The organism is Mycobacterium paraffinicum, from assembly GCF_001907675.1.
Classification (GTDB): domain Bacteria; phylum Actinomycetota; class Actinomycetes; order Mycobacteriales; family Mycobacteriaceae; genus Mycobacterium; species Mycobacterium paraffinicum_A.
Genome location: NZ_MPNT01000011.1, coordinates 57,052 through 78,814 on the forward strand (window position 1 = coordinate 57,052; position 21,763 = coordinate 78,814).

The window sequence follows — 21,763 nt, forward strand, 5'->3', positions numbered from 1 at the left end:
CTCAACGTGTTAGGGAGATGGCGTCTTCGGGGCAGTTTTGCTCCGCGGTGACGGCCTGCGCCTCGAGCTCGCCCGAGACGTCGTCGACGAGTAGGACGGAGTGGCCCATTTCGTCGGCGTCGAAGACGTCGGGCGCCAGGGTGTAGCAGCGGCCGTGCCCGGTGCAGCGATCGGCGTCGACGGCTACTTTAGTCACGCCGCCTCCTCCTCACCGCTGCGTCCCCCGCAAGCGGGAGGTGCCCCCACTGCATCGTCGACGGCTGGGCGGGTCATGACGCCGAAAACACCAGCGGCAGTGACTCCACCGAACGCAGCGCGGCGGTGTAGGCCAGCTCGGTACCGGGCTTGATCTCGTAATCGGGTATGCGGCGATGGAATTCGCGCAACGCCACCCGCAGTTCCATGCGGGCCAGATGGGAGCCGAGACACCGGTGCGGGCCACCGCCGAAGGCGCGGTGCCGGTTCGGGTTGCGGGTGAAGTCCACCAGCTCCGGATCGATGAACTCGGCGGGGTCGGTGTTGGCCGCCCCCAGCAACGGGCTGACCCGCTCGCCCTTGCTGATCGGACACCCGCCCACCTCGACGTCCTGGATGGCGACTCGGGCGACGCCGGGCACCGGTGTCTCCCAACGCAACAATTCCTCGACGGCGCTGGGCAGCACGTCGGGCTGCTCGACCAGCTGGCGACGGTGGTCGGGATGGCGCGCCAGGTACACGAAGAAGCAGTCGAGCGAGTCGGTGACGGTGTCCAGGCCGGCGATCAGGAACAGGAAGCAGATGTCGAGGAGTTCCTCGCGCGACAGCGGCTGCCCGGCGATGTCGGCCGCGATCATCGCCGACAGCACGTCGTCGCGGGGGCTGGCGATGTGGTCGTCGATGGCGCGGTCGAAGTAGTCGTAGATCTGTTCGGCGACCCCGGCGGAGCTCTCGTGGCGGCGGTCGAAGCCGGAGTCGCCCTCCGGGCGGATCACGCCGTCCTTCCATTCCAGGAACTTGTCGAGGTCTTCCAGCGGCAACCCGAGCAGCTGCAGGAAAACGGTGCATGGCAGGGGGACCGCGAACTCGGCGTGGAAGTCGCATTCGCCCCGGTCGGCGAAGCGATCGATCATCTCGTTCACCAGCTCGGTGACGCCGGGCCCGCGGCGGGCCATCTCCCGCGGGGTGAACAGCGGATCGAGGATGCGGCGGTACTTCGCATGCTCGGGCGGGTCGACCTGCAGCGGGATCAGCGGCCGCACATTGCCCAGATCGACGGCGTCCATGTTCGACGAGAACAGTTCCGTATGTTTGAGCGCCATCTCGATGTCGGCCAACCGGCTCAGAACGACCGCCTGCGGCGACCGGAACACCGGGCTCGATTCGCGCAACGCCTTGTACATCGGCTGCGGCTCCGCGAGACCCGTCATCGTTTGGTCGACGAACCCTTCGGTTTCTGTCATCTGGTCAGACTGGCACCAACGTCACCGTTGGGCAATGGTCTTCCCTCAGGCCGCGTCGTGAAAGATCAGCCCCATGGCGTAGCGTTCGCCGGACCGCACGACCGAAACACCGTGGCGCACCGGTGCCGCCGACCAGCCGCGGCTCGAGGGCACCGGCCGCTCGCGCGTGGTGAACACGAACCCGTGCCCCTGCGGCAATTGGGTTGCCGTGCCACGGGATTGCGCGCGCGCCCGCTGTTCCACGAGCAGGAATTCGCCGCCGGTGTAATCGGTGTCGGGGCGGCTCAGGTTGATCACCACCTGTAGCGGAAAGACCAAGTCGCCGTACAGGTCTCGATGCAACGCATTCCAGTCGCCGGGGCCGTACCTGAGCATCAGTGCGGTGGACCTGGTCTGGCCCGCCGCGTGGCAGGTGGCCAGCCAGTCGTCCAGGCTGTCCGGCCAGGGCGCGTCGCGGCGCAGCTTGGCCCACCAGTCGCGGGCTATCGGCAACAGGCGCGGGTACAGCGCCTGTTTGAGTTCTTCGATCGGGTCGGGATAGGGCGCGTGGAAATAGCGGTACTGGCCGGCGCCGTACCGCCTGGGCGCCATGTCGATGGTCGAGCGGAACAGGCTGTCGTCGTCGTAGAGCCGGCGGAGCCGGGCCGCCTCGGCGTCGGTGACCAGCCGGGGCAGCGGCGCCCCGCCGTACTCGTCGATCGTGGTGGCGACGGCGTCCCAGTCGCCGGAGTCGACGCGCTTCTTCCACCGGGACATCGGCGTCCTTCCGTCTGCCTGCCTGCGAGGTCCACGATAGAGCCGCCGCAGCGGGGCAGGGGGAAAGCTGCTGGCCCCGGAATCGCGCGGGTAGTACCGTGGATCGTCGCGGACGAGTTGGCCGGGCGGCCGCGGACCGTCGCAAGGCGGTTCGAGGAAAGTCCGGACTTCACAGAGCAGGGTGATTGCTAACGGCAATCCGAGGTGACTCGCGGGACAGTGCCACAGAAAACAGACCGCCACCCTCGCGGTGGTAAGGGTGAAACGGTGCGGTAAGAGCGCACCAGCATCCCGGGTGACCGGGGTGGCTAGGCAAACCCCACCCGAAGCAAGGCCAAGAAGGCCGCGCCGTGAGGTGCGGCCGCGCAGGCGTTCGAGGGTTGCTCGCCCGAGCCTGCGGGTAGGCCGCTCGAGGCACCCGGCAACGGTGTGTCCAGATGGATGGTCGCCGCTGCGCGTCTCCGGTCACCGGTGACGCGCAGAACAGAATCCGGCTTACAGGCCAACTCGTCCGCCCCGTCAGCGCCGTGCTTTGCGCACCGCCTTGGCGAGTTTGCGCAACGCGTCGTCGAGCTGCTGCTCGCACCGCTGGGCCAGGTCGGCCTCCTGCTGGTACAGCAGGCCGTAGGTGAAGGTGTCCTCGCCCGCGGTGTGCGCGGCCTCGGACTCGTGTCGCAGGTGCTCCCGGCTGACCACGCTGTCCTGGTGATCGCCTAGCAGCGACTGGACGGCCTTTGCCTGTTCGGACACCGTGTCCGCACCGGTGGCCGCGGCGGTGTAGCGAAGGCGCTTGGCCCGCTTGCGGATCCGATGGATCGCCTCGTCGCGCTCATGGGGATGGTCGGGGTGGTCTTCGTCAACCTGGGCGGCGGCCTTGGCGGCCTTGCGCACCTTCTTGTAGGCGGCGTCGATGGTGACCGGTGCGTGGTCCCCGCCCGTCGCGCTGCCTGGCGATTGGGCCGCGATCTCGTCGAGGGCGTCGAGCAGGCGGAAATAGCGCTGCGACCGCATGGCCATCAGCGACCGCCGCAGGCCGGTCTGGTAGCGGCGCTTCGCACCGCCGACCAGGCGCTCGTGCACCGGCCCGCGCACCAAATCCGTTGTCAGCCCATCCAATTCGCGCTCGTAACGCTCCGCGAGCACCTCGGCGTCGCGCGCGATGCCGAGGATGCCGGCCAGCTCACGCAGTTCGTCGAGAACCCACCCGTCATCGGGCAATCCGAACGACTCCTGGTAGTCGCGCAGCAGGCTGCGCAGCTTACGGGTGGTGACCCGCATCTGGTGGATGGAGTCGAAGGCGTCGGCCCGCACCGCGCGGTCCCACACCAGCAGTTCGCGGATCTGGGCGGCCACCGCGCGCTGCAGCGGGTGCTCGGCGGGGTCGGCGTCGGGTTGCGGCGTCGTGCCGAGCACCCGGGCCAGCTTGGAGGCGTGGCCGGCGGGTGCGGCGCCGGCGTCCAGCAGCCGGTTGCCCAGCCGGTTGAGCAGGTCGGTGTCCGGGGCCCCGTTGGACTCGACGAGTTCGAGTTCCCACTCGCGCCACTCCTGTTGGGTGGGCTCCAGGTCGGCGTCCTCGGAGGTACGGGCCGACCATGCGGTGACGTGGTCATTGCTGAACTCCGCCAACGGTGCGCCGTCGGCGCCGTACAACACCTGGCTTTCGCGCTGGGTGGTGATGCGCGCGACCGGTACCAGGGGTCGGTCGCGGACGATCGCCAGCACGACGTCCACCAACTCCTCCGGCACCGTGTCGGGGCCGGAAGCGTCCAGCGGCATCCGGACCTCGGTGCGCGCCTCGGGTCCGGTCGGCAGCTTCAGGTGCCACCCCGCGTCGGAGCCACCGGTCCGGCGGCGCAGTGTGATCTTGTTGCGGGCCAGGTCCTGGTTCGGGGTGTCAAAGTACGTCGCGTCCAGCGTCTGGGTCGGCGACTTGTCGACGTGCGCCACCGCGGCAATGCCTTCGAACGAAGGTGACACGGCGGACTCGCCGACATCGAACTTGCGCTCGACCTCTAAATGGCGGGAGGTCTGGGGCGCTTTTGCAGGCATTTTCGGCTCCGTTGAGGGCGCGTCGCCGCGGCCTTGAACGTCGGGGACGGTGGTGATGGGCTCCCATAGCCTGCCATACGGCGGTAACGCGATCGGCGAAGCTGGGCGCCGTGTGGCAGGGGCCGACGTTCGGAGAACCGCTGTCGGTCGCTCAGCCGGGCGGCGGGTCTTCGCGGAGATGCATCGCCAGGCCGCTCAGCTCGCGAATCGCCTGGACCTCGGGCTCGCGGAACGGCCGTCCGTCGGGCGCGAGCAGGTCGTGGAACCACTCGGCCGGCACCGCGGGGTAGGGGTGCTCCCATGAGTCCCAGGGGAATACGGTCTGGGTTTTCCCGGCGACCAAGCCCCCGTTGAAGGCGCCGACGTTGTAGCGCTTCGCGATGGGCAGGATGTCCTGGACGGTGCTGCCCAGCGAGCGGGCCATGTATTCGGTGCACAGGATGGGGCGCCCTTGGGGTGTGAGTTCGGCGATGCGGCTCTCGAACTCCGCCGGTGCGGCATAGGAGTGAAACGTGATCACGTCGGAGTTGTCCAGCTGGATGCCGCTGATCACGCTGCGCCGCCCTGGGTCGGCCCACTCGCCGTCCCAGACGCCGCTGGTGAGCGGTTGGGACGGGTCGACCGAGCGGGCCCAGCCGAACACCTGGGGGAGCAGGTCGGCCACGAGGTCGAGCTTGTCGTCCCGCTCGATCGAGCGGTAGTACTTCGACGGGTTGTCGGGCTCGTTCCACAGGTCCCAACCCAAAACGCGGTCGTCGGTGCGGAACTGGGTGAGCACCCCGGTGACGTAGCCGCGCAGGGTCTGGGCGTAGCCACGGTCGCCGAGGCGCTGCGCACCCGGGCTCTGCACCCAACCGGAGTTGTGCACGCCGGGCGTCGGCGCGCGCTGCGGGCCGGCCTCTGGGTGCGGATCCCAGCAGGAGTCGAACAACACGAACAGGGGCTTGATGTCGTGGCGCGCCGCGATGTCGACGAACTGGGCGAGGCGGGCCTGGAACCCGCGCTGGTCCTGTGTCCACAGCTGGTCGTGGAGGAAGACCCGGATCGCGTTGAGCCCGTTGGCGCGGGCCCAGCCCAACTCGGTGTCGATGCGTCGGGCGTCGAACGTCTCCGACTGAAACATCTCCAGCTGGTTGATCGCGTTCGACGTGATGTAGTTCGCACCGACCGGCCAGCCCTGCGCCTGATACCAGCGGTTGGCACGCTCAACGGACCAGCGGCCCGCCTGCGGCGAGGTGCCCGGCGCGGGCTGCGCCCCCGCGCGTGGTGCCTTGGCCAGTGCGGTGCCTCCTGCCAGTAGCAGCGGTATCTTCAGCACCGTTCGGCGGTGCACGAAGTCACCGCGAGTCCCCCGGTCGATGTGCTCACCCTTGCTTAAGTCGAGACCTTACCCAAGAGCAATCGTACCCGCTTGCCAGACAACGAGTTTCGAATTTGGCTGCGGCGGTGCGCAGAATCCGTCAGAAGCAGTGCTCGTCGGCGGGGAAAGCCCCCTCGGCCACCTCTTGCGCATATTGCATTGCGGCCCGCCGCAATTCCCCACCGATGTCGGCGAACCGCTTGACGAAGCGGGCGGCCTTTCCGGTGCTGACGCCGGCCATGTCCTGCCAGACCAGTACCTGGCCGTCGCAGTTCGGGCCCGCCCCGATGCCGATGGTCGGGATGGTCAGCTTGCCGGTGATCTGGGTGGCCAGTTCGGCCGGCACCATCTCCATGACGACGGAGAACGCCCCGGCTTCGGCGACGGCGATCGCGTCGGCGACGGTCTGTTCCGCGCCGTCACCACGGCCCTGCACCCGGAAGCCGCCCAGGCTGTTCACGCTCTGCGGCGTGAACCCGATGTGGGCCATCACGGGGATGCCCGCCGCGGTGAGGCAGGCGATCTGCTCGGCCACCCGCTCGCCGCCCTCGAGTTTGATGGCGTGCGCGCCACCCTCCTTCATGAAGCGGGTGGCGGACGCCAAGGCCGCGGCCGGTCCCGCCTCATAGCTGCCGAACGGCAGGTCCGCGACGACCAGGGCGTGCCGGGCGCCGCGCACCACGCCGCGGACCAACGGAATCATCTCGTCGATCGAGACGGGCACCGTGGTGTCGTAGCCGTAGACGACGTTGGCGGCCGAGTCGCCGACCAGCAGGACCGGAATGCCGGCTTCGTCGAAAATACGGGCGGTCGAATAGTCGTAGGCCGTCAGCATGGCCCACTTGTGCCCTTCGGCCTTCATCTTCTGCAGGTGGTGGGTGCGGATCTTGGTGAGCGGCTGGGTGTGCTCGGACGTGGCCGCACCATAAACGTTCTGCTCAGACATCATTGTCCCTAGTGGTGGTCGGGTCGATCCTCGTGGCCCTGATCGGGTCCCCGGGTTCGTCTGACGGTGCCATTCTGCCATCTCGGCTGCGCCGTTGCACCGTCCGTGTGATGTGAGCCATACCATGCGGGCCTGCGGCGCCCCAGTGGACCGACGCCGGCTTTTTTTCGCGCCCCGGAGCTATTGCCCGACTTGTGGGAGATGGCCGACGAGTTTGCGGAAGCGATGGCAGAGCTGCTGGCGGCACCTGGTGGCGGGACGGTGGTGCCGCTCATGAGGATCTCAGGTTTCCTCTGGCAGCATATGTTGGCATGGGTCTGTCTCGCCGCGTCAAGGTCGCGCGCACGCTGCTGGTTTGGGCAACGGTCGCTGCCGTAGCGCTCCTTCTCGCGGGTTGCGTGCGCGTCGTCGGCGGGCGTGCCGTGCTGGCCGAGCCGAAGCTGGGGCAGGCGGTCGAGTGGACACCTTGTAAGTCGGCGAACCCGAAGGCCAAGATTCCCGCCGGGGCGATGTGCGGCAAGCTGGCCGTGCCCGTCGACTACAACCACCTCGACGGTGACGTGGCGACGCTGGCGATGATTCGCTTCCCCGCGACCGGGGACAAGATCGGCTCGTTGGTGATCAACCCGGGCGGCCCCGGCGAATCCGGTATCGAGGCCGCGCTGGGCGTCGTGCAGTCGTTGCCCAAACGGGTGCGCGAACGGTTCGACCTGGTGGGCTTCGACCCGCGCGGGGTCGGGTCGTCCCGGCCGGCGGTCTGGTGCAACTCCGACGCCGACAACGACCGGCTGCGCACCGAGCCGAACGTCGACTACAGCCCGGCGGGCGTGGCCCACATCGAGGACGAGACCAAGGAATTCGTCGGCCGCTGCGTCGACAAGATGGGCAAGAACTTTCTGGCCAACATCGGCACGGTCAACGTCGCGCGGGATCTGGACGCGATCCGCGCGGCGCTCGGCGACGACAAGCTGACCTACCTCGGCTACTCCTACGGGACCCGGATCGGCTCGGCCTACGCCGAGGCCTTCCCGGACAAGGTGCGCGCGATGATCCTCGACGGCGCCGTCGACCCCAACGCCGACCCGATCGAGGCGGACCTGCGGCAGGCCAAGGGATTTCAGGATGCCTTCAACGACTACGCAACCGAATGCGCGAAGCAACCGACCTGCCCGCTGGGCACCGACCCGGCCAAGGCCGTCGACGTCTACCACAGCCTGGTCGACCCGCTCGTCGACCCCAACAACCCGATGGTCGGCAGGCCGGCACCGACGAACGACCCACGGGGGCTGAGCTATAGCGACGCCATCGTCGGCACCATCATGGCGTTGTACTCGCCGACGTTGTGGCACCACCTGACCGACGGCCTGAGCGAACTGGTCAACCACCGGGGCGACACCCTGCTCGCCCTGGCCGACATGTACATGCGCCGCGACGCGCACGGTCACTACACCAACGCCACCGACGCCCGGGTCGCGATCAACTGCGTCGACCAGCCGGCGATCACCGACCGGGCCAAGGTGATCGACGAAGACCGGCGCTCGCGGGAGATCGCCCCGTTCATGAGCTATGGCACGTTCACCGGCGACGCGCCCCTGGGGACGTGCGCGTTCTGGCCGGTACCGCCAACGAGCAAGCCGCACACCATCTCCGCGCCCGGGCTGGCGCCGACCGTGGTGGTGTCGACCACCCACGACCCGGCGACCCCGTACAAGGCCGGCGTCGATCTGGCCAACCAGCTACGCAGTTCGCTGCTCACCTACGACGGCACCCAGCACACGGTCGTGTTCCAGGGAGACGGGTGCATCGACAACTACGTCACGGCGTATCTGGTCGGCGGCGCCACGCCGCCCAGCGGGGCAAAGTGCTAGCGCGCGTACGGGTCTGAGGTCGAGCGCAATCCAACGCGCCGCACGAGGGGCGCAGACGAGACCAAGGCGTAACCGTTTCGCGCCGCTTCGGGGACCCGAGGCTGACACGATGACAGCCATGTCGCGCCTGAGATCCTTGAGCTCGGCGCTGCTGTCATTCGGGCTGTTGGTCGGGCAGTCCGCGGTGGCATTGCCCGCGGCCGGCGCGACCCCGGAACCCGGCGCGGGGCAGACCCCGGCCCCCAAGCCGTCCGCCGCGACGCCGCAGCCGTGGGGGGATTGTGGTCAATTCGCCACGGACACAAAGGATATCCCCACCGCGCAGTGCACCACCGTCTCGGTCCCGGTCGACTACGACAATCCCGGTGCGGGACAAGCCAAGCTGGCGGTGATCCGCGTCCCGGCGACCGGCCAACGGATCGGCTCGCTGTTGGTCAACCCGGGCGGGCCCGGCGGGTCCGCGGTCGACATGGTGGCCGGCATGGCGCCGGACCTGGAGGGCTCGCCCATCCAGCGCAACTTCGACCTGGTCGGCTTCGACCCCCGGGGAGTGGGCCATTCGACCCCGGCCCTGCGCTGCCGCACGGACGCCGAGTTCGACGCCTATCGGCGCGAGCCGATGGTCGACTACAGCCCGGCCGGGGTGGCGCACATCGAACAGCTCTACCAACAGCAGGCTCAGCAGTGCGTGAGCCGGATGGGGACCGGTTTTTTGGCCAATGTCGGCACCGCGTCGGTGGCGCGCGACATGGACATGGTCCGCCAGGCGCTGGGCGAGGATCAGATCAACTACCTCGGCTACAGCTACGGCACCGAGCTGGGCACCGCGTACCTGGAGAGGTTCGGCGCCCACGTGCGGACGATGGTGCTGGACGGCGCGATCGACCCGACCGTCGGCCCGGTCGACGAAAACGTCCAGCAGATGGCGGGATTCCAAACCGCCTTCAATGACTACGCCGCCGACTGCGCCCGCTCGCCGGGTTGCCCGCTGGGCACCGATCCGGCCCAGTTCGTCAACCGCTACCACGCCCTGGTCGACCCGCTGGTGGCCAAGCCGGGCCGCACCTCGGACCCCCGCGGCTTGAGCTACGCGGACGCGACCACCGGCACCATCAACGCGCTGTACACCCCGGCGCACTGGAAGTACTTGACCAGTGGGCTGCTCGGGCTGCAGCGCGGCACCGACGCGGGCGACCTGCTGCTGCTCGCCGACGACTACGAGGGCCGCGACCGCAGCGGGCACTACACCAACGATCAGGATGCTTTCAATGCGATCCGCTGCGTCGACGCGCCCACGCCGAAGGACTCGGCGAGCTGGGTGTCCGCCGATCAGCGCATCCGCCAGGCCGCCCCCTTCCTCAGCTACGGCCAGTTCACCGGGAACGCCCCCCGCGACCTGTGCGCGCTGTGGCCGGTGCCGGCCACGTCGACGCCGCACGCCGCCTCGCCCGCCGCGCCCGGCAAGGTCGTCGTCGTCTCCACCACGCACGACCCGGCCACCCCGTACCAGGCGGGGGTTGACCTGGCCCGCCAGCTGGGCGGGCCGCTGATCACCTACGACGGCACGCAGCACACCGCGGTGTTCAACGGCGACCAATGCGTGGACTCCGCCGTCACGCGTTACCTGGTCGCCGGCACGCTGCCGCCCCCGGCCTACCGGTGCCAGTCTTGACCGCACTGAGCAGCATGTTTGCAATGTTCGCAACGGTTCCGACCGCGAGTCGGTAACACAGAATTAACAGCTGTTGCCTACTGTTTCGGTTATGGATCGCCAGAAGGAATTCGTCCTCCGCACACTGGAGGAGCGGGATATCCGCTTCGTTCGGCTGTGGTTCACCGATGTGCTCGGCACGCTCAAATCGGTAGCCATCGCCCCGGCCGAACTCGAAGGTGCCTTCGAGGAAGGCATCGGCTTCGACGGCTCCTCGATCGAGGGCTTCGCGCGGGTCTCGGAATCCGACACGGTGGCCAACCCCGACCCGTCGACCTTCCAGGTGCTGCCCTGGGCCACCTCCTCCGGTCACCATCACTCGGCGCGGATGTTCTGCGACATCACCATGCCGGACGGCTCGCCGTCCTGGGCGGACCCGCGGCACGTGCTGCGCCGCCAGCTGCAGAAGGCCAACGACCTCGGCTTTTCCTGCTACGTGCACCCCGAAATCGAATTCTTCTTGCTCAAGCCGGGCCCGGACGACGGGACGAGGCCGGTTCCGGTCGACACCGCCGGCTACTTCGACCAGGCGGTGCACGACTCGGCCTCCAACTTCCGTCGGCACGCCATCGAGGCCCTGGAATTCATGGGCATCTCGGTCGAGTTCAGCCACCACGAGGGCGGGCCCGGCCAGCAGGAGATCGACCTGCGCTTCGCCGACGCCCTGTCGATGGCCGACAACGTGATGACGTTCCGCTACGTCATCAAGGAGGTCGCGATCGATAACGGCGCGCGGGCGTCCTTCATGCCCAAGCCGTTCGCCGAGCACCCCGGTTCGGCGATGCACACCCACATGAGCCTGTTCGAGGGGGACGTCAACGCGTTCCACAGCCCGGACGACCCGCTCCAGCTCTCCGACGTGGGCAAGTCGTTCATCGCCGGGATCCTCGAGCACGCCTCCGAGATCAGCGCGGTCACCAACCAATGGGTCAACTCCTACAAGCGGCTGGTGCACGGCGGCGAGGCGCCCACCGCGGCGTCGTGGGGCGCGGCGAACCGGTCGGCTCTGGTGCGCGTGCCGATGTACACCCCGCACAAGACGTCGTCGCGGCGCATCGAGGTGCGCAGCCCGGACTCGGCCTGCAACCCGTATCTGACCTACGCCGTGCTGCTCGCCGCCGGGCTGCGCGGGGTGGAGAAGGGCTACGTGCTGGGGCCCCAGGCGGAGGACAACGTATGGGACCTGACCCCCGAGGAGCGGATCGCGATGGGCTACCGCGAGCTGCCCACGAGCCTGGACAGCGCGCTGCGCGCGATGGAGTCCTCCGAGCTCGTCGCGGAAACCTTGGGGGAGCACGTTTTCGACTTCTTCTTGCGCAACAAGCGCTCAGAGTGGGCGAACTACCGCAGCCACGTCACGCCCTACGAGCTGAGCACTTACCTGTCGCTGTAACCGACTCGAGCCCGCCTTGCCCCTGCCGGGTACGCGGGTTGCGATACCGTCGTGGTCGTGACCAAACCCGCGACGCAGCGCCCCCGGCTGCCCAGCGTGGGACGGCTGGGCTTGCTCGACCCTCCGGCGGGCGATCGCCTGGCGCAGCTGGGTTGGTACGACCACGACGACCAGGCCCACGTCGACCTGCTTTGGTCGCTGTCGCGCGCACCCGACCCCGACGCCGCGCTGCGCGCCCTGATCCGGCTGGCGGAGAACCCCGAGACCGGCTGGGACGAGCTCAACGCCGCACTGCTCACCGAGCGCCCGCTGCGCGGGCGGCTGTTCGCGGTGCTCGGCTCGTCGCTGGCGCTGGGGGACCACCTCGCCGTACATCCGCAGTCATGGAAACTGTTGCGCGGCAAGGCGAAACTGCCCTCGCACGAGGAGCTGTGCGCGTCGTTCACCGCGTGCGTCGACGAGGCGTCGGCCGACCCCGCCTCGGCCGTGCCGCGCCTGCAGAACCTGTACCGGGACCACCTGCTGGTCCTGGCCGCGCTCGATCTGGCCGCGACGGTCGAGGACGAACCGGTGCTGCCGTTCACCGTGGTGGGCGCCCAGCTGTCGGACCTGGCGGACGCCGCGCTGGCCGCCGCGCTGCGGCTGGCCCAGGCCACCGTGTGCGGAGACCGGACGCCGCCACGGCTGGCGGTCATCGCGATGGGCAAATGCGGTGCGCGCGAACTGAATTACGTCAGCGACGTCGACGTCATCTTCGTCGGTGAGCGCGCCGATGCGCTGACCACCCGGCTGGCTAGCGAAATGATGCGGGTGGCGTCGTCGGCCTTCTTCCAGGTCGACGCCGGGCTGCGGCCCGAGGGTCGCAGCGGTGAGCTGGTCCGCACGGTCGAGTCGCACATCGCCTACTACCAGCGCTGGGCGAAGACCTGGGAGTTCCAGGCGTTGCTGAAAGCCCGCGCGGCCGTTGGTGATCAAGAACTCGCCGAGCGGTACCTGAGCGCGCTCATGCCGATGGTCTGGGTCGCCTGCGAGCGTGAGGATTTCGTGGTCGAGGTGCAGGCCATGCGTCGCCGGGTCGAGCAGCTGGTGCCCGCCGACGTGCGCGGCCGGGAGATCAAACTGGGCAGCGGCGGCCTGCGCGACGTGGAGTTCGCGGTGCAACTGCTGCAGCTGGTGCACGGCCGCAGCGACGACTCGTTGCACGTGGCGTCCACGGTGGACGCGCTGGCCGCGTTGGGTCAGGGCGGCTACGTCGGGCGCGAGGACGCCGCGAACCTGACCGCTTCCTACGAGTTCCTGCGTCTGCTCGAGCACCGGCTGCAGCTGCAACGGCTCAAGCGCACCCATCTGTTGCCGGACGCCGAGGACGAGGAGGCGGTGCGCTGGCTGGCGCGGGCCGCGCACATCCGGCCCGATGGGCGCCACGATGCGGCGGGCGTGCTGCGCCGGGAGTTGCGGCACCAGAACCTGCGGGTGTCGCAGCTGCACGCCAAGCTCTTCTATCAGCCGCTGCTGGAGTCGATCGGGCCGGCCGGCCTGGAGATCGGACACGGCATGACCGCGGAGGCCGCCGAACGGCAGCTGGCCGCGCTCGGCTATGAGGGGCCGCAGACCGCGCTGAAACACATGTCGGCGCTGGTGAACCAGAGCGGCCGGCGGGGCCGCGTGCAATCGGTGCTGTTGCCCAGGCTGCTGAACTGGATGTCGTACGCCCCCGACCCCGACGGCGGGCTGTTGGCCTACCGGCGCCTGTCCGAGGCGCTCGCCGCGGAGACCTGGTATCTGTCCACGCTGCGCGACAAGCCCGCCGTGGCCAAGCGGCTCATGCATGTGCTGGGCACCTCCGTCTATGTGCCGGATCTGCTGATGCGCGCGCCCAGGGTGATTCAGGACTATAGCGACGGTCCGGCCGGTCCCAAACTGCTCGAGACGGACCCCGCCACGGTGTCCCGGGCCCTGATCGCCTCGGCCAGCCGGCACCCCGACCCGGTGCGCGCGATCGCCGCCGCCCGCACGCTGCGCCGCCGGGAACTGGCTCGCATCGGATCGGCCGATCTGCTCGGCTTCCTCGAGGTCACCGAGGTGTGCCGGGCGCTGACCTCGGTGTGGGTGGCCGTGCTGCAGGCCGCGTTGGACGCCATCATTCGCGCCAACCTCCCCAAGGACGGCTCCGAAAAAGGAAGAGCGCCGGCGGCCATCGCGGTGATCGGCATGGGCCGGCTGGGCGGCGCCGAGCTGGGATACGGGTCCGACGCCGACGTGATGTTCGTGTGCGAGGCGGCGCCCGGTGTCGAGGACTCGGTGGCGATCCGATGGTCGACGACGGTCGCCGAGCAGGTGCGCACGCTGCTGGGCACGCCCAGCGTCGACCCGCCGCTGGAGGTGGACGCCAACCTGCGGCCCGAGGGCCGCCAGGGGCCGCTGGTGCGCACGCTGGGTTCCTACGCCGCCTACTACGCGCAGTGGGCGCAGCCGTGGGAGATCCAGGCCCTGTTGCGGGCGCACGCGGTGGCCGGCGACGCGGACCTGGGCCAGCGGTTCTTGTTGATGGCCGACAAGACGCGCTACCCGCCCGACGGGGTATCCGCCGAGGCGGTGCGGGAGATTCGCCGCGTCAAGGCCCGGGTGGACGCCGAGCGGTTGCCGCGCGGCGCCGACCCCAACACGCACACCAAGCTGGGCCGCGGGGGGTTGGCCGACGTCGAATGGACGGTACAGCTGGTGCAGCTGCGGCACGCGCACGAGATTCCCGCCCTGCACAACACCTCGACGCTGCAGTGCCTCGACGCGATCGCGGCGGCCGAGCTGGTGCCCGCCGAGGAGGTCGACCTGTTGCGGCAGGCATGGCTGACCGCGACGCGGGCCCGCAACGCGCTGGTGCTGGTGCGCGGCAAGGCGACCGATCAGCTGCCCGGGCCGGGGCGCCAGCTCAACGCGGTCGCGGTGGCCGCGGGCTGGCCCACCGACGACGGCGGGGAGTTCTTGGACAACTATCTGCGGGTGACGAGGCGGGCAAAAGCCGTGGTACGGAAGGTGTTTGGGAGTTGAGTCAGGAGACCGGCGTCTACGATGCGATGTTCCATCCGTTGAGCACGGCGGAGGCCGACCGGGTAACGGCGCTGTACGCGCCGCTCGCCGACGCGGTTCGCCAACTCATCGATGCCACCATCCGGACCGAAACTGACGACGACGTTGTCGCCAAGGCGCGCGGGGAGATTGAAGCGGTCACCGAACTGCTGCGCCAACGGATCAGGCCCGTTGGAGTGAGCTTCCGGGTCGAAGGTCGCACACTGCCGCTGGGCAACGCCGTGGTGGGTCTGTGCAATCCGATCGCCCCGCCGGTCGTCGTCCGCCACGACGGCGACGGGCGCTGCTCGAGCGAATTCGTCCTCGGATGCGCCTACGAGGGTCCACCCGGTCTGGTGCACGGCGGCGTCAGCGCACTGATACTCGACCACTTGCTCGGCGAGGCGGCCAGCGACGGACTGTCCAAGGCGCGTTATACCGGAACCATCAGCGTGAAGTACCTCCGTGGCACTCCCTTAGGTCCGCTGCGGTGCGACGCCTGGATCGACCGCGCAGAGGGCGTCAAGGTTTTCGCACGCGGCACGATTTCGGATGCTACGGGGGTCACCGTCGAGGCCGAGGGCGTGTTCATCGAGCCGGCGTGGGCGCGGGAACTCGAATGAAGTTCTACATCAGCAGCGCCTTTCTGAACACCCCGGAGATCATCGAACTCGCCAAGGCCGCCGACGAACTGGGCTACGACGGCATCGGGATCCCCGACCACGTCGTCAACCTGGAGACCCTGGACACGCCGTACCCGTACACCAAGGACGGCGAGCGCCGCTGGCAGCCGTTCACCGACTGGCCCGATCCGTGGGTGCTGGTTGGTGCGCTGGCTCAGGTCACCACGCGGCTGCGCTTCGTCACCACCGTCTACATTCCCGCGATGCGAAACCCGTACTCGGCTGCCAAAGCCATTGGCACCGCGGCGGTTCTGGCGTCCGGCCGGGTGGAGCTCGGCATCGGCGTCGGGTGGTGCCGCGAGGAATTCGCGTTGATGGGCGAGCGGTTCGACGCCCGCGGGAAGCGGACCGACGAGATCATCGACCTGATGCGGGCGCTGTGGCAGCCGGGCTGGACTGAGTTCGACGGCGCGTTCTACCCGACACCGCGGCTGGAGATGGAGCCGACGCCGCCGCCGATACCGGTGTATGTCGGCGGGCTCAGCGACATCGCGCTGCGCCGCGCCGCCCGCAACGACGGCTGGATCGGTGATCTGATCAAGACCGAACGCGCCGTCGAGGCCGTGGGCAAGCTGCGGGAGCTGCGTGCCGAAAATGGTTTGTCGATGGACGATTTCACCGTCCTGACGCCGCTGACCGACGCCTTCACCACCGCCGACTATCAACGCGCCGCCGAGGCCGGCATCACCGGCATCATCACCATGCCGTGGATGTTCTACGCGGGTCCGGACGCGTCGTTGGACGACAAGATCGACGGCATGCAGCGCTTCCGCAAGGACTTGGCGCTCGACGGCTAGGGCTTGATTCTCGCCTTCTCGGTCGGCTTTGGGCCGCGACACATAACCAGTGGCGACGACACGCCGCAAACGTGCGCCATGATTTCAGTCTGGCGAGTTCGATGACGGGTGGGCGGCCGTTTGTAATCCCTTGTCGGCCTGAAAGAATGATGGGCATGCCAATCGGCCGGGTGCGTCCGGCGTCCGCGCGGGATGCCGAGGCGTGCCGTGCGATCTACCGCCCGTACGTCGAGGACACCGCGATCAGTTGGGAAATCGAAGTTCCGAGCGCAGGGGAGATGGCCGCCCGCATCACCGACGCCCACGAATGGCTGGTGCTCGAACGGGACGGCCAGGTCGTGGGTTTCGCCTACGGCCACGTGCTCAGGCGCCTGCCCAGCTTCCAGTGGTCGGTCGAGACCGGAATCTATGTCGACCGCGACCGTCACCGCACGGGCGCCGGCCGCCGACTCTATGCGGAGCTACTACGCCGGCTCGCCGAACGCGGTCATCGGCGGGCTTTCGCCGGAATCACTCAACCGAACGAGGCCAGCAACGGATTTCACCGGTCGTTCGGGTTTCACGACGCCGGCCTACATCGTCGCGTCGAATGGAAACACGGTCGCTGGCACGACATTGCGTGGATGCAACTCGACCTGGGAGGCGCCGCCGAACCCGACGAGCCGCCCGGGCCGATCGTGTGATCGGTTAACGGCCCCCGCCGGCTCCGCCATCGACGAAGCCTCCGCCGGCTCCGCCACCGACGAAGCCCCCGCCGGCTCCGCCACCGACGAAGCCTCCGCCGGCTCCGCCGCCGAAGCGGCCCCCGCCGGCTCCGCCACCGACCATTGCTTGCGCGCTGCTGATAATCATGACCGAGAAGCTAACGCCGGATCGGTTGCCGCCGCAAGAGTTTAAATCTGAACTTTCGGCTTTGACCAACAGGGCTGCGGCGTGGACCGCTTCTATTGCAGCGGCTGGCTTTTGGTGTCGGGCGACCCACCGCAGGATCGCGTTCTCGTGAAACCCCACGCGCACTCCCTGCCTCTCCGGCGCCAGCCGCTAACCCAGGGGCCGCCGCCAAAACGAAACCACCCGCGCGGCGGCGGCCGGCGCGGGTGGTTTCGCTTGCGACTTACACGTCGTAGTACAGCGCGAACTCGTACGGGTGCGGGCGGATCTGCACCGGCAGGATCTCGTTCTCGCGCTTGAAGCTGATCCACGTCTCGATCAGGTCGGGCGTGAAAACGCCGCCCTCCGTGAGGTATTCGTGGTCCTCTTCCAGACGATCGATGACCGCGGACAGCTGGGTCGGCGCCTGCGGGATGTTGGCGGCCTCCTCCGGCGGGAGCTCGTAGAGGTCCTTGTCCACCGGGGCCTGCGGCTCGATCTTGTTCCGGATGCCGTCCAGCCCGGCCATCAGCATGGCCGCGAACGCCAGGTACGGGTTACCCGACGAGTCCGGGCAACGGAACTCGAGGCGCTTGGCCTTCGGGTTGCTGCCGGTGATCGGGATACGCACACACGCCGAGCGGTTGCGCTGGCTGTAGACCAGGTTGATCGGCGCCTCGTAGCCCGGGACCAGTCGCTTGTAGGAGTTGACGGTCGGGTTGGTGAAGGCCAGCAGCGACGGGGCGTGGTGCAGCAGGCCGCCGATGTAATGCCGCGCGGTGTCCGACAGGCCGGCGTAACCGGTCTCGTCGTACATCAACGGGTTGCCGTCCTTCCACAGCGACTGGTGCGTGTGCATGCCCGACCCGTTGTCACCGAACAGCGGCTTGGGCATGAAGGTGACGGTCTTGCCGTTCTGCCAGGCCGTGTTCTTGACGATGTACTTGTACAGCTGCATGTCGTCGGCGGCGTGCAGCAGGGTGTTGAACTTGTAGTTGATCTCGGCCTGCCCGCCGGTGCCCACCTCGTGGTGGCCCTTCTCCAGGCTGAAGCCGGCCTTGATGAGGTTCGACAGCATCTGGGCGCGCAGGTCCACGTAGTGGTCGACGGGAGCGACCGGGAAGTACCCACCCTTGGGGCGGACCTTGTAGCCGCGGTTGGGGGTGCCGTCGTTCTCGGTGGGCTCGCCGGTGTTCCACCAGCCCGAGATCGCGTCGACCTCGTAGAAGGAGCCGTTGGTGCGCGAGTCGAAGCTGACCGAGTCGAAGATGTAGAACTCGGCCTCGGCGCCGAAGTAGGCGGTGTCCGCGACGCCGGTGCTAATCAGGTAGTTCTCGGCCTTGCGGGCGATGTTGCGCGGGTCGCGCGAGTAGGGCTCCAGGGTGAACGGGTCGTGCACGAAGAAGTTCAGGTTCAGTGTCTTGTGTTCGGTGAACAGATCGATCTGCGCCGTCGCGGGGTCGGGCAGGAGCAGCATGTCGGATTCGTGAATGGACTGGAAGCCGCGGATCGAGGAGCCGTCGAAGGCCAGGCCGTCCTCGAAGACGCTTTGGTCGAAAAACGAAACCGGAATTGTGAAGTGCTGCATGATGCCTGGCAAATCACAGAACCGGACATCGACAAATTCGACGTCCTCGTCCTTAACGAGTTTGAAAACGTCGTCGGGCGTCGTTTCCGTCACAGAAATGCTCCTTTACTTGGTGTGATCCGCGGCCTGACGCTATGGAGCGGATGTTGCCCGCCAGTCAACCCCGTGTTGCGCGCACGTTACGCGACCCATGTTGTTCACAAAAGAGGCGCCGCCGCCGGCGGGTTCTATTGTGGGGCCATGGACCGCTGGATCGTATCTCTTCCGGTGCCCGGGCGCACCGTTCATCCGGGGTTGCGAAACGAGTCGAAGCTCGGGCTCAGGCGATGACGCCGAACTCGCCGTCCACCTATCCCGGCGAGCGGTTGGGGCTGCCGCAAACCGGACCGGGATCCCTGGCCCCGATGGGACGCCGGCTGGGCGCGCTGATGATCGACTGGCTGATCTCCTATGGTCTGGCGGCCCTGGCCCTGCGCTTCGGCGTCTTCTCCGAACACACGTTGGCGACGGCGGTGCTGGGCGTCTGGTTCGTGCTCGGGGTGGTCTCGGTGCGGCTGTTCGGCTTCACGCCCGGCCAGTTGGCGCTGGGGCTGCAGGTGGTGACGGTCGATGGGCGCGGGGCGGTCGGCGTCGTCCGGGCGGTGGTGCGGGGCGCACTCGTCGGGATGGTCGTCCCGGCGCTGTTCACCGATTGGGACGGCCGCGGCATGCAGGACCGGCTGACGGCGACGGCGGTCGTGCGGCGCTGACCGGGAAGGGCGGGGGCTACTTGCGCCGCACGGTGCGCTGGACCCCGCGCATCTTGCCGGCGTTGGGGAGCGGACCCTTCGGCAGGACGGCGGCGCCGGCCCGCGTCCCCAGGGCGGCCAACCTGGACTCCAACGTGTCCATCTGTTTGGCGGTGATGTTGGCCGGCAGGCGGTTGAGATGGCGCTCCAGCTTGGCCAGCGGGACCTCGTCGTCGCCGTTGCCGACGACCAGGTCGTAGATCGGCACGTCGCCGATCAGCCGGGCGGTGCGCTTCTTCTCCTGGGCCAGCAGCGGCCGGACCCGGGCCGAGGATCCTTCGCCGACCAGGATGACGCCGGGACGGCCGATCACCCGGTGCACCGCGTCGAGGTGACCGGTCGCGGCCACCCCCGGCGTCACCCGCCACTTGCCGCGCAGGTTGTCCAAAGCCCATGCGGCCGCGCCGGTTTGGCCCTCGGCCTTGCTGTAGACGCTCTTTTGCGCACGACGGCCGAAGACGATGAACGCCGCGAGCGCGCCCAGCACCACCCCGAGTGGGATCAACGTGATCATCGTCAGCCCGCCGGCCCACACGCCGACCCCCACCGAGATGGCCACGATGACGACGAAGGCGCCGACCATGTAGGGCAGCAGCCGCTTGTCCTCGCGGCGCTGCATGTTGAACGCCTGCCACAGCTGGGCGCGGCGCTCCTTCGCGGCGGCCTTGCGCGCGGCCTGCGCCTGTGCCCGGGCGGCCTTGTTCTCAGCGGCGGTGCGGGGTTTAGCCATAGTCAAAGAATACGTATCGGCGCGGACCGCTACGGCGGCGCGGCAGCTTCAGGCGCGGGCGCGCGCCGCTTGCTCGTAGAGCCGGCCCGCCCGGTAGGACGACCGCACCAGCGGTCCGGCCAGCACCCCGGAGAAGCCCAGCCCCTCCGCGTCGCGGGCGAACCCGACGAACTCCTCGGGCCGCACCCAGCGCTCGACCGGGTGGTGCCGCGTGGACGGACGCAGGTACTGGGTGATGGTGACGATGTCGCAGCCGGCGCCCCGCAGGTCGGCCAGGGCGGTGCGCACCTCGTCGGGCGTCTCGCCGAGCCCGAGGATGAGGTTGCTCTTGGTGACCAGCCCGAAGTCACGCGCCGCGGTGATGACGTCCAGGCTGCGCTGGTAGCTGAACGCCGGCCGGATCCGCTTGAATATCCGCGGCACGGTTTCGACGTTGTGCGCCAACACTTCCGGGCGCGATTCGAACACCTCGGCAAGCCGCGCGGGCTCACCGTTGAAGTCGGGGATCAACAGCTCCACACCGGTCGAGGGGTTGAGCTCTTTGATCGCGCGCACCGTCTCGGCGTACAGCCAGGCCCCGCCGTCGGCCAGGTCGTCCCGGGCCACCCCGGTGATCGTGGCGTAGCGCAATCCCATGGTCAGCACGCTCTCGGCGACGCGCCTTGGCTCGTCGCGGTCCAGGGCGGCCGGCTTGCCGGTGTCGATCTGGCAGAAGTCGCAGCGCCGGGTGCACTGGTCCCCGCCGATCAGGAACGTGGCCTCGCGGTCTTCCCAGCACTCGAAGATGTTGGGGCAGCCGGCCTCTTCGCAGACCGTGTGCAGCCCCTCACGGCGAACCAGACCCTTCAGCTCGGTGTATTCGGGCCCCATGCGGGCCCGGACCTTGATCCACGGCGGCTTGCGCTCGATCGGGGTTTGCGCGTTGCGGACCTCGAGGCGCAGCAGTCGCCTGCCTGGCGGGGCCGCGGCAGCGGCGACATCAGGCCTTGGTGCGACAGTCACATCGCCGATGCTACGCGCGTGCCGGGCTGTTCCCGGACCGGAAGGGCCCCGTCGAGGGCGTCGCAGACGGCGTCGGCGACGGCCGCACGGACGTCGTCCACCGCCACCGGACGCCGCAACTCGGCCGACAACGAGGTCACGCCGGCGTCGCTGATCCCACACGGCACGATGGTGCCGAACGCGTCGAGGTCGCAGTCGCAGTTGAGCGCGAACCCGTGCAGCGTGGTCGCGCGCGCGACCCGGACGCCGATGGCGCCGACCTTGCGATCGGGCCGCCCGGCACGGCCCGGCACCCACACCCCGGACCGGCCGTGCACCCGGCACGTCTCCAACCCCAGGTCGCCGCACACCTTGATCAGCGCCTCTTCGAGGCGCCGAACGTAATTCACCACGTCGAGCGGCTCGCTTAGGCCGATGATCGGATACCCGACCAGCTGCCCCGGGCCGTGCCAGGTGATCTTGCCGCCACGGTCCGTGTCTATGACATCTGCGACGCGCGGGTCGCAAACCGGGCGTTCGTGCGGCTCGGTGCGCCGCCCCGCGGTGTAGACCGGCGGGTGCTCCAGCAGCAGCAGCGTGTCGCTGCCGCCGGCGACCCGGGCGTCGGCCAGTTCGCGCTGCAGCTGCCAGGCCGTGCGGTATTCGACGGTCCCGAGCTGGCGGACGTCGATCGCGGCCCGGCTGGACCGGATGGAATCGATCACGTTCGCGACGGTA

At 68.7% G+C, this 21,763-nt stretch carries 18 protein-coding genes and 1 other RNA gene; 9 read left to right on the plus strand and 10 right to left on the minus strand.

The window, feature by feature from the left end; all coding sequences use genetic code 11:
• Position 1 precedes the first annotated feature (1 nt).
• From BRW65_RS13885 to BRW65_RS13895, 3 genes are all read right to left on the minus strand, one after another.
• Positions 2-196, minus strand: a complete 195-nt coding sequence (locus tag BRW65_RS13885) for a ferredoxin (protein ID WP_073875524.1) — start codon at positions 194-196, stop codon at positions 2-4.
• Between the two features lie 73 nt (positions 197-269).
• Positions 270-1,439, minus strand: coding sequence for a cytochrome P450 (locus BRW65_RS13890; RefSeq protein ID WP_073875526.1), 1,170 nt, complete (start codon positions 1,437-1,439; stop codon positions 270-272).
• Between the two features lie 45 nt (positions 1,440-1,484).
• Positions 1,485-2,195, minus strand: coding sequence for a 2OG-Fe(II) oxygenase (locus BRW65_RS13895; protein ID WP_073875528.1), 711 nt, complete (start codon positions 2,193-2,195; stop codon positions 1,485-1,487).
• A 113-nt stretch (positions 2,196-2,308) separates the two neighbouring features.
• Here BRW65_RS13895 and rnpB point away from each other — a divergent pair.
• Positions 2,309-2,709: RNase P RNA component class A (gene rnpB, locus BRW65_RS13900), an RNA gene on the plus strand.
• Between the two features lie 5 nt (positions 2,710-2,714).
• On the opposite strand, the gene BRW65_RS13905 is transcribed toward rnpB, so the two are convergent.
• From BRW65_RS13905 to panB, 3 genes are all read right to left on the minus strand, one after another.
• Positions 2,715-4,244 carry a CYTH and CHAD domain-containing protein gene (locus tag BRW65_RS13905; RefSeq protein ID WP_073875530.1) on the minus strand — a complete coding sequence of 510 codons (1,530 nt, stop codon included), beginning with the start codon at positions 4,242-4,244 and terminating at the stop codon, positions 2,715-2,717.
• 151 nt (positions 4,245-4,395) lie between these two features.
• Positions 4,396-5,577 (minus strand): 1,4-beta-xylanase, encoded by a 1,182-nt coding sequence (locus BRW65_RS13910; RefSeq protein ID WP_073875532.1) that lies wholly within the window; start codon positions 5,575-5,577, stop codon positions 4,396-4,398.
• Between the two features lie 127 nt (positions 5,578-5,704).
• Positions 5,705-6,550 (minus strand): 3-methyl-2-oxobutanoate hydroxymethyltransferase, encoded by an 846-nt coding sequence (gene panB, locus BRW65_RS13915; RefSeq protein ID WP_073875697.1) that lies wholly within the window; start codon positions 6,548-6,550, stop codon positions 5,705-5,707.
• 311 nt (positions 6,551-6,861) lie between these two features.
• Between panB and BRW65_RS13920 the strand changes: the two genes are divergently transcribed.
• The 7 genes from BRW65_RS13920 (at position 6,862) to BRW65_RS13950 (ending at position 16,751) form a co-directional block, all read left to right on the plus strand.
• On the plus strand, positions 6,862-8,418 hold the full coding sequence (locus BRW65_RS13920) for an alpha/beta hydrolase (protein ID WP_073875534.1): 1,557 nt from the start codon (positions 6,862-6,864) through the stop codon (positions 8,416-8,418).
• Positions 8,419-8,527: 109 nt separating this feature from the next.
• Positions 8,528-10,090 carry an alpha/beta hydrolase gene (locus tag BRW65_RS13925; RefSeq protein WP_139273086.1) on the plus strand — a complete coding sequence of 521 codons (1,563 nt, stop codon included), beginning with the start codon at positions 8,528-8,530 and terminating at the stop codon, positions 10,088-10,090.
• 91 nt (positions 10,091-10,181) lie between these two features.
• Positions 10,182-11,522 carry a type I glutamate--ammonia ligase gene (glnA, locus tag BRW65_RS13930; RefSeq protein ID WP_073875537.1) on the plus strand — a complete coding sequence of 447 codons (1,341 nt, stop codon included), beginning with the start codon at positions 10,182-10,184 and terminating at the stop codon, positions 11,520-11,522.
• Between the two features lie 51 nt (positions 11,523-11,573).
• Positions 11,574-14,570, plus strand: coding sequence for a bifunctional [glutamine synthetase] adenylyltransferase/[glutamine synthetase]-adenylyl-L-tyrosine phosphorylase (locus BRW65_RS13935; RefSeq protein WP_073875539.1), 2,997 nt, complete (start codon positions 11,574-11,576; stop codon positions 14,568-14,570).
• Positions 14,567-15,211, plus strand: a complete 645-nt coding sequence (locus BRW65_RS13940) for a PaaI family thioesterase (RefSeq protein WP_073875540.1) — start codon at positions 14,567-14,569, stop codon at positions 15,209-15,211. The genes BRW65_RS13935 and BRW65_RS13940 overlap by 4 nt, the downstream gene beginning before the upstream one ends.
• Positions 15,208-16,068 carry a TIGR03619 family F420-dependent LLM class oxidoreductase gene (locus tag BRW65_RS13945; protein ID WP_073875542.1) on the plus strand — a complete coding sequence of 287 codons (861 nt, stop codon included), beginning with the start codon at positions 15,208-15,210 and terminating at the stop codon, positions 16,066-16,068. Before BRW65_RS13940 ends, BRW65_RS13945 begins: the two co-directional genes overlap by 4 nt.
• Positions 16,069-16,223: 155 nt before the next feature.
• Positions 16,224-16,751: a GNAT family N-acetyltransferase gene (locus BRW65_RS13950; RefSeq protein WP_139273088.1), complete on the plus strand. Its 528-nt coding sequence runs from the start codon at positions 16,224-16,226 to the stop codon at positions 16,749-16,751.
• A 431-nt stretch (positions 16,752-17,182) separates the two neighbouring features.
• On the opposite strand, the gene glnA (BRW65_RS13955) is transcribed toward BRW65_RS13950, so the two are convergent.
• A complete protein-coding gene (gene glnA, locus BRW65_RS13955; RefSeq protein WP_073875544.1) occupies positions 17,183-18,619 on the minus strand; it encodes a type I glutamate--ammonia ligase in 1,437 nt (478 codons plus the stop codon).
• Positions 18,620-18,852: 233 nt separating this feature from the next.
• Here glnA (BRW65_RS13955) and BRW65_RS13960 point away from each other — a divergent pair, with 233 nt between their 5' ends.
• The gene (locus BRW65_RS13960) at positions 18,853-19,275 is read left to right on the plus strand and encodes an RDD family protein (protein WP_073875546.1); all 423 of its coding nucleotides are present in this window, start codon (positions 18,853-18,855) and stop codon (positions 19,273-19,275) included.
• 16 nt (positions 19,276-19,291) lie between these two features.
• Here the strand turns inward: BRW65_RS13960 and BRW65_RS13965 are convergent, their stop codons facing one another.
• Genes BRW65_RS13965 through lipB form a run of 3 tightly spaced genes read right to left on the minus strand, consistent with a single transcriptional unit; the run spans position 19,292 to position 21,750 of the window.
• The gene (locus BRW65_RS13965) at positions 19,292-20,044 is read right to left on the minus strand and encodes a DUF4191 domain-containing protein (RefSeq protein WP_073875548.1); all 753 of its coding nucleotides are present in this window, start codon (positions 20,042-20,044) and stop codon (positions 19,292-19,294) included.
• A 48-nt stretch (positions 20,045-20,092) separates the two neighbouring features.
• Positions 20,093-21,046, minus strand: coding sequence for a lipoyl synthase (gene lipA, locus BRW65_RS13970; RefSeq protein ID WP_073875550.1), 954 nt, complete (start codon positions 21,044-21,046; stop codon positions 20,093-20,095).
• A complete protein-coding gene (lipB, locus tag BRW65_RS13975; protein WP_073875552.1) occupies positions 21,043-21,750 on the minus strand; it encodes a lipoyl(octanoyl) transferase LipB in 708 nt (235 codons plus the stop codon). Before lipB ends, lipA begins: the two co-directional genes overlap by 4 nt.
• Between the last annotated feature and the right edge of the window lie 13 nt (positions 21,751-21,763).

Coding starts and splice junctions, on each gene's coding strand:
- BRW65_RS13890 (WP_073875526.1), bottom strand. CDS start 1,439: ATGACAGAAACCGAAGGGTTCGTCGACCAAACGATGACGGGTCTCGCG.
- BRW65_RS13895 (WP_073875528.1), bottom strand. CDS start 2,195: ATGTCCCGGTGGAAGAAGCGCGTCGACTCCGGCGACTGGGACGCCGTC.
- BRW65_RS13905 (WP_073875530.1), bottom strand. CDS start 4,244: ATGCCTGCAAAAGCGCCCCAGACCTCCCGCCATTTAGAGGTCGAGCGC.
- panB (WP_073875697.1), bottom strand. CDS start 6,550: ATGTCTGAGCAGAACGTTTATGGTGCGGCCACGTCCGAGCACACCCAG.
- BRW65_RS13920 (WP_073875534.1), top strand. CDS start 6,862: ATGGGTCTGTCTCGCCGCGTCAAGGTCGCGCGCACGCTGCTGGTTTGG.
- BRW65_RS13925 (WP_139273086.1), top strand. CDS start 8,528: ATGACAGCCATGTCGCGCCTGAGATCCTTGAGCTCGGCGCTGCTGTCA.
- glnA (WP_073875537.1), top strand. CDS start 10,182: ATGGATCGCCAGAAGGAATTCGTCCTCCGCACACTGGAGGAGCGGGAT.
- BRW65_RS13945 (WP_073875542.1), top strand. CDS start 15,208: ATGAAGTTCTACATCAGCAGCGCCTTTCTGAACACCCCGGAGATCATC.
- BRW65_RS13950 (WP_139273088.1), top strand. CDS start 16,224: ATGCCAATCGGCCGGGTGCGTCCGGCGTCCGCGCGGGATGCCGAGGCG.
- BRW65_RS13960 (WP_073875546.1), top strand. CDS start 18,853: ATGACGCCGAACTCGCCGTCCACCTATCCCGGCGAGCGGTTGGGGCTG.
- BRW65_RS13965 (WP_073875548.1), bottom strand. CDS start 20,044: ATGGCTAAACCCCGCACCGCCGCTGAGAACAAGGCCGCCCGGGCACAG.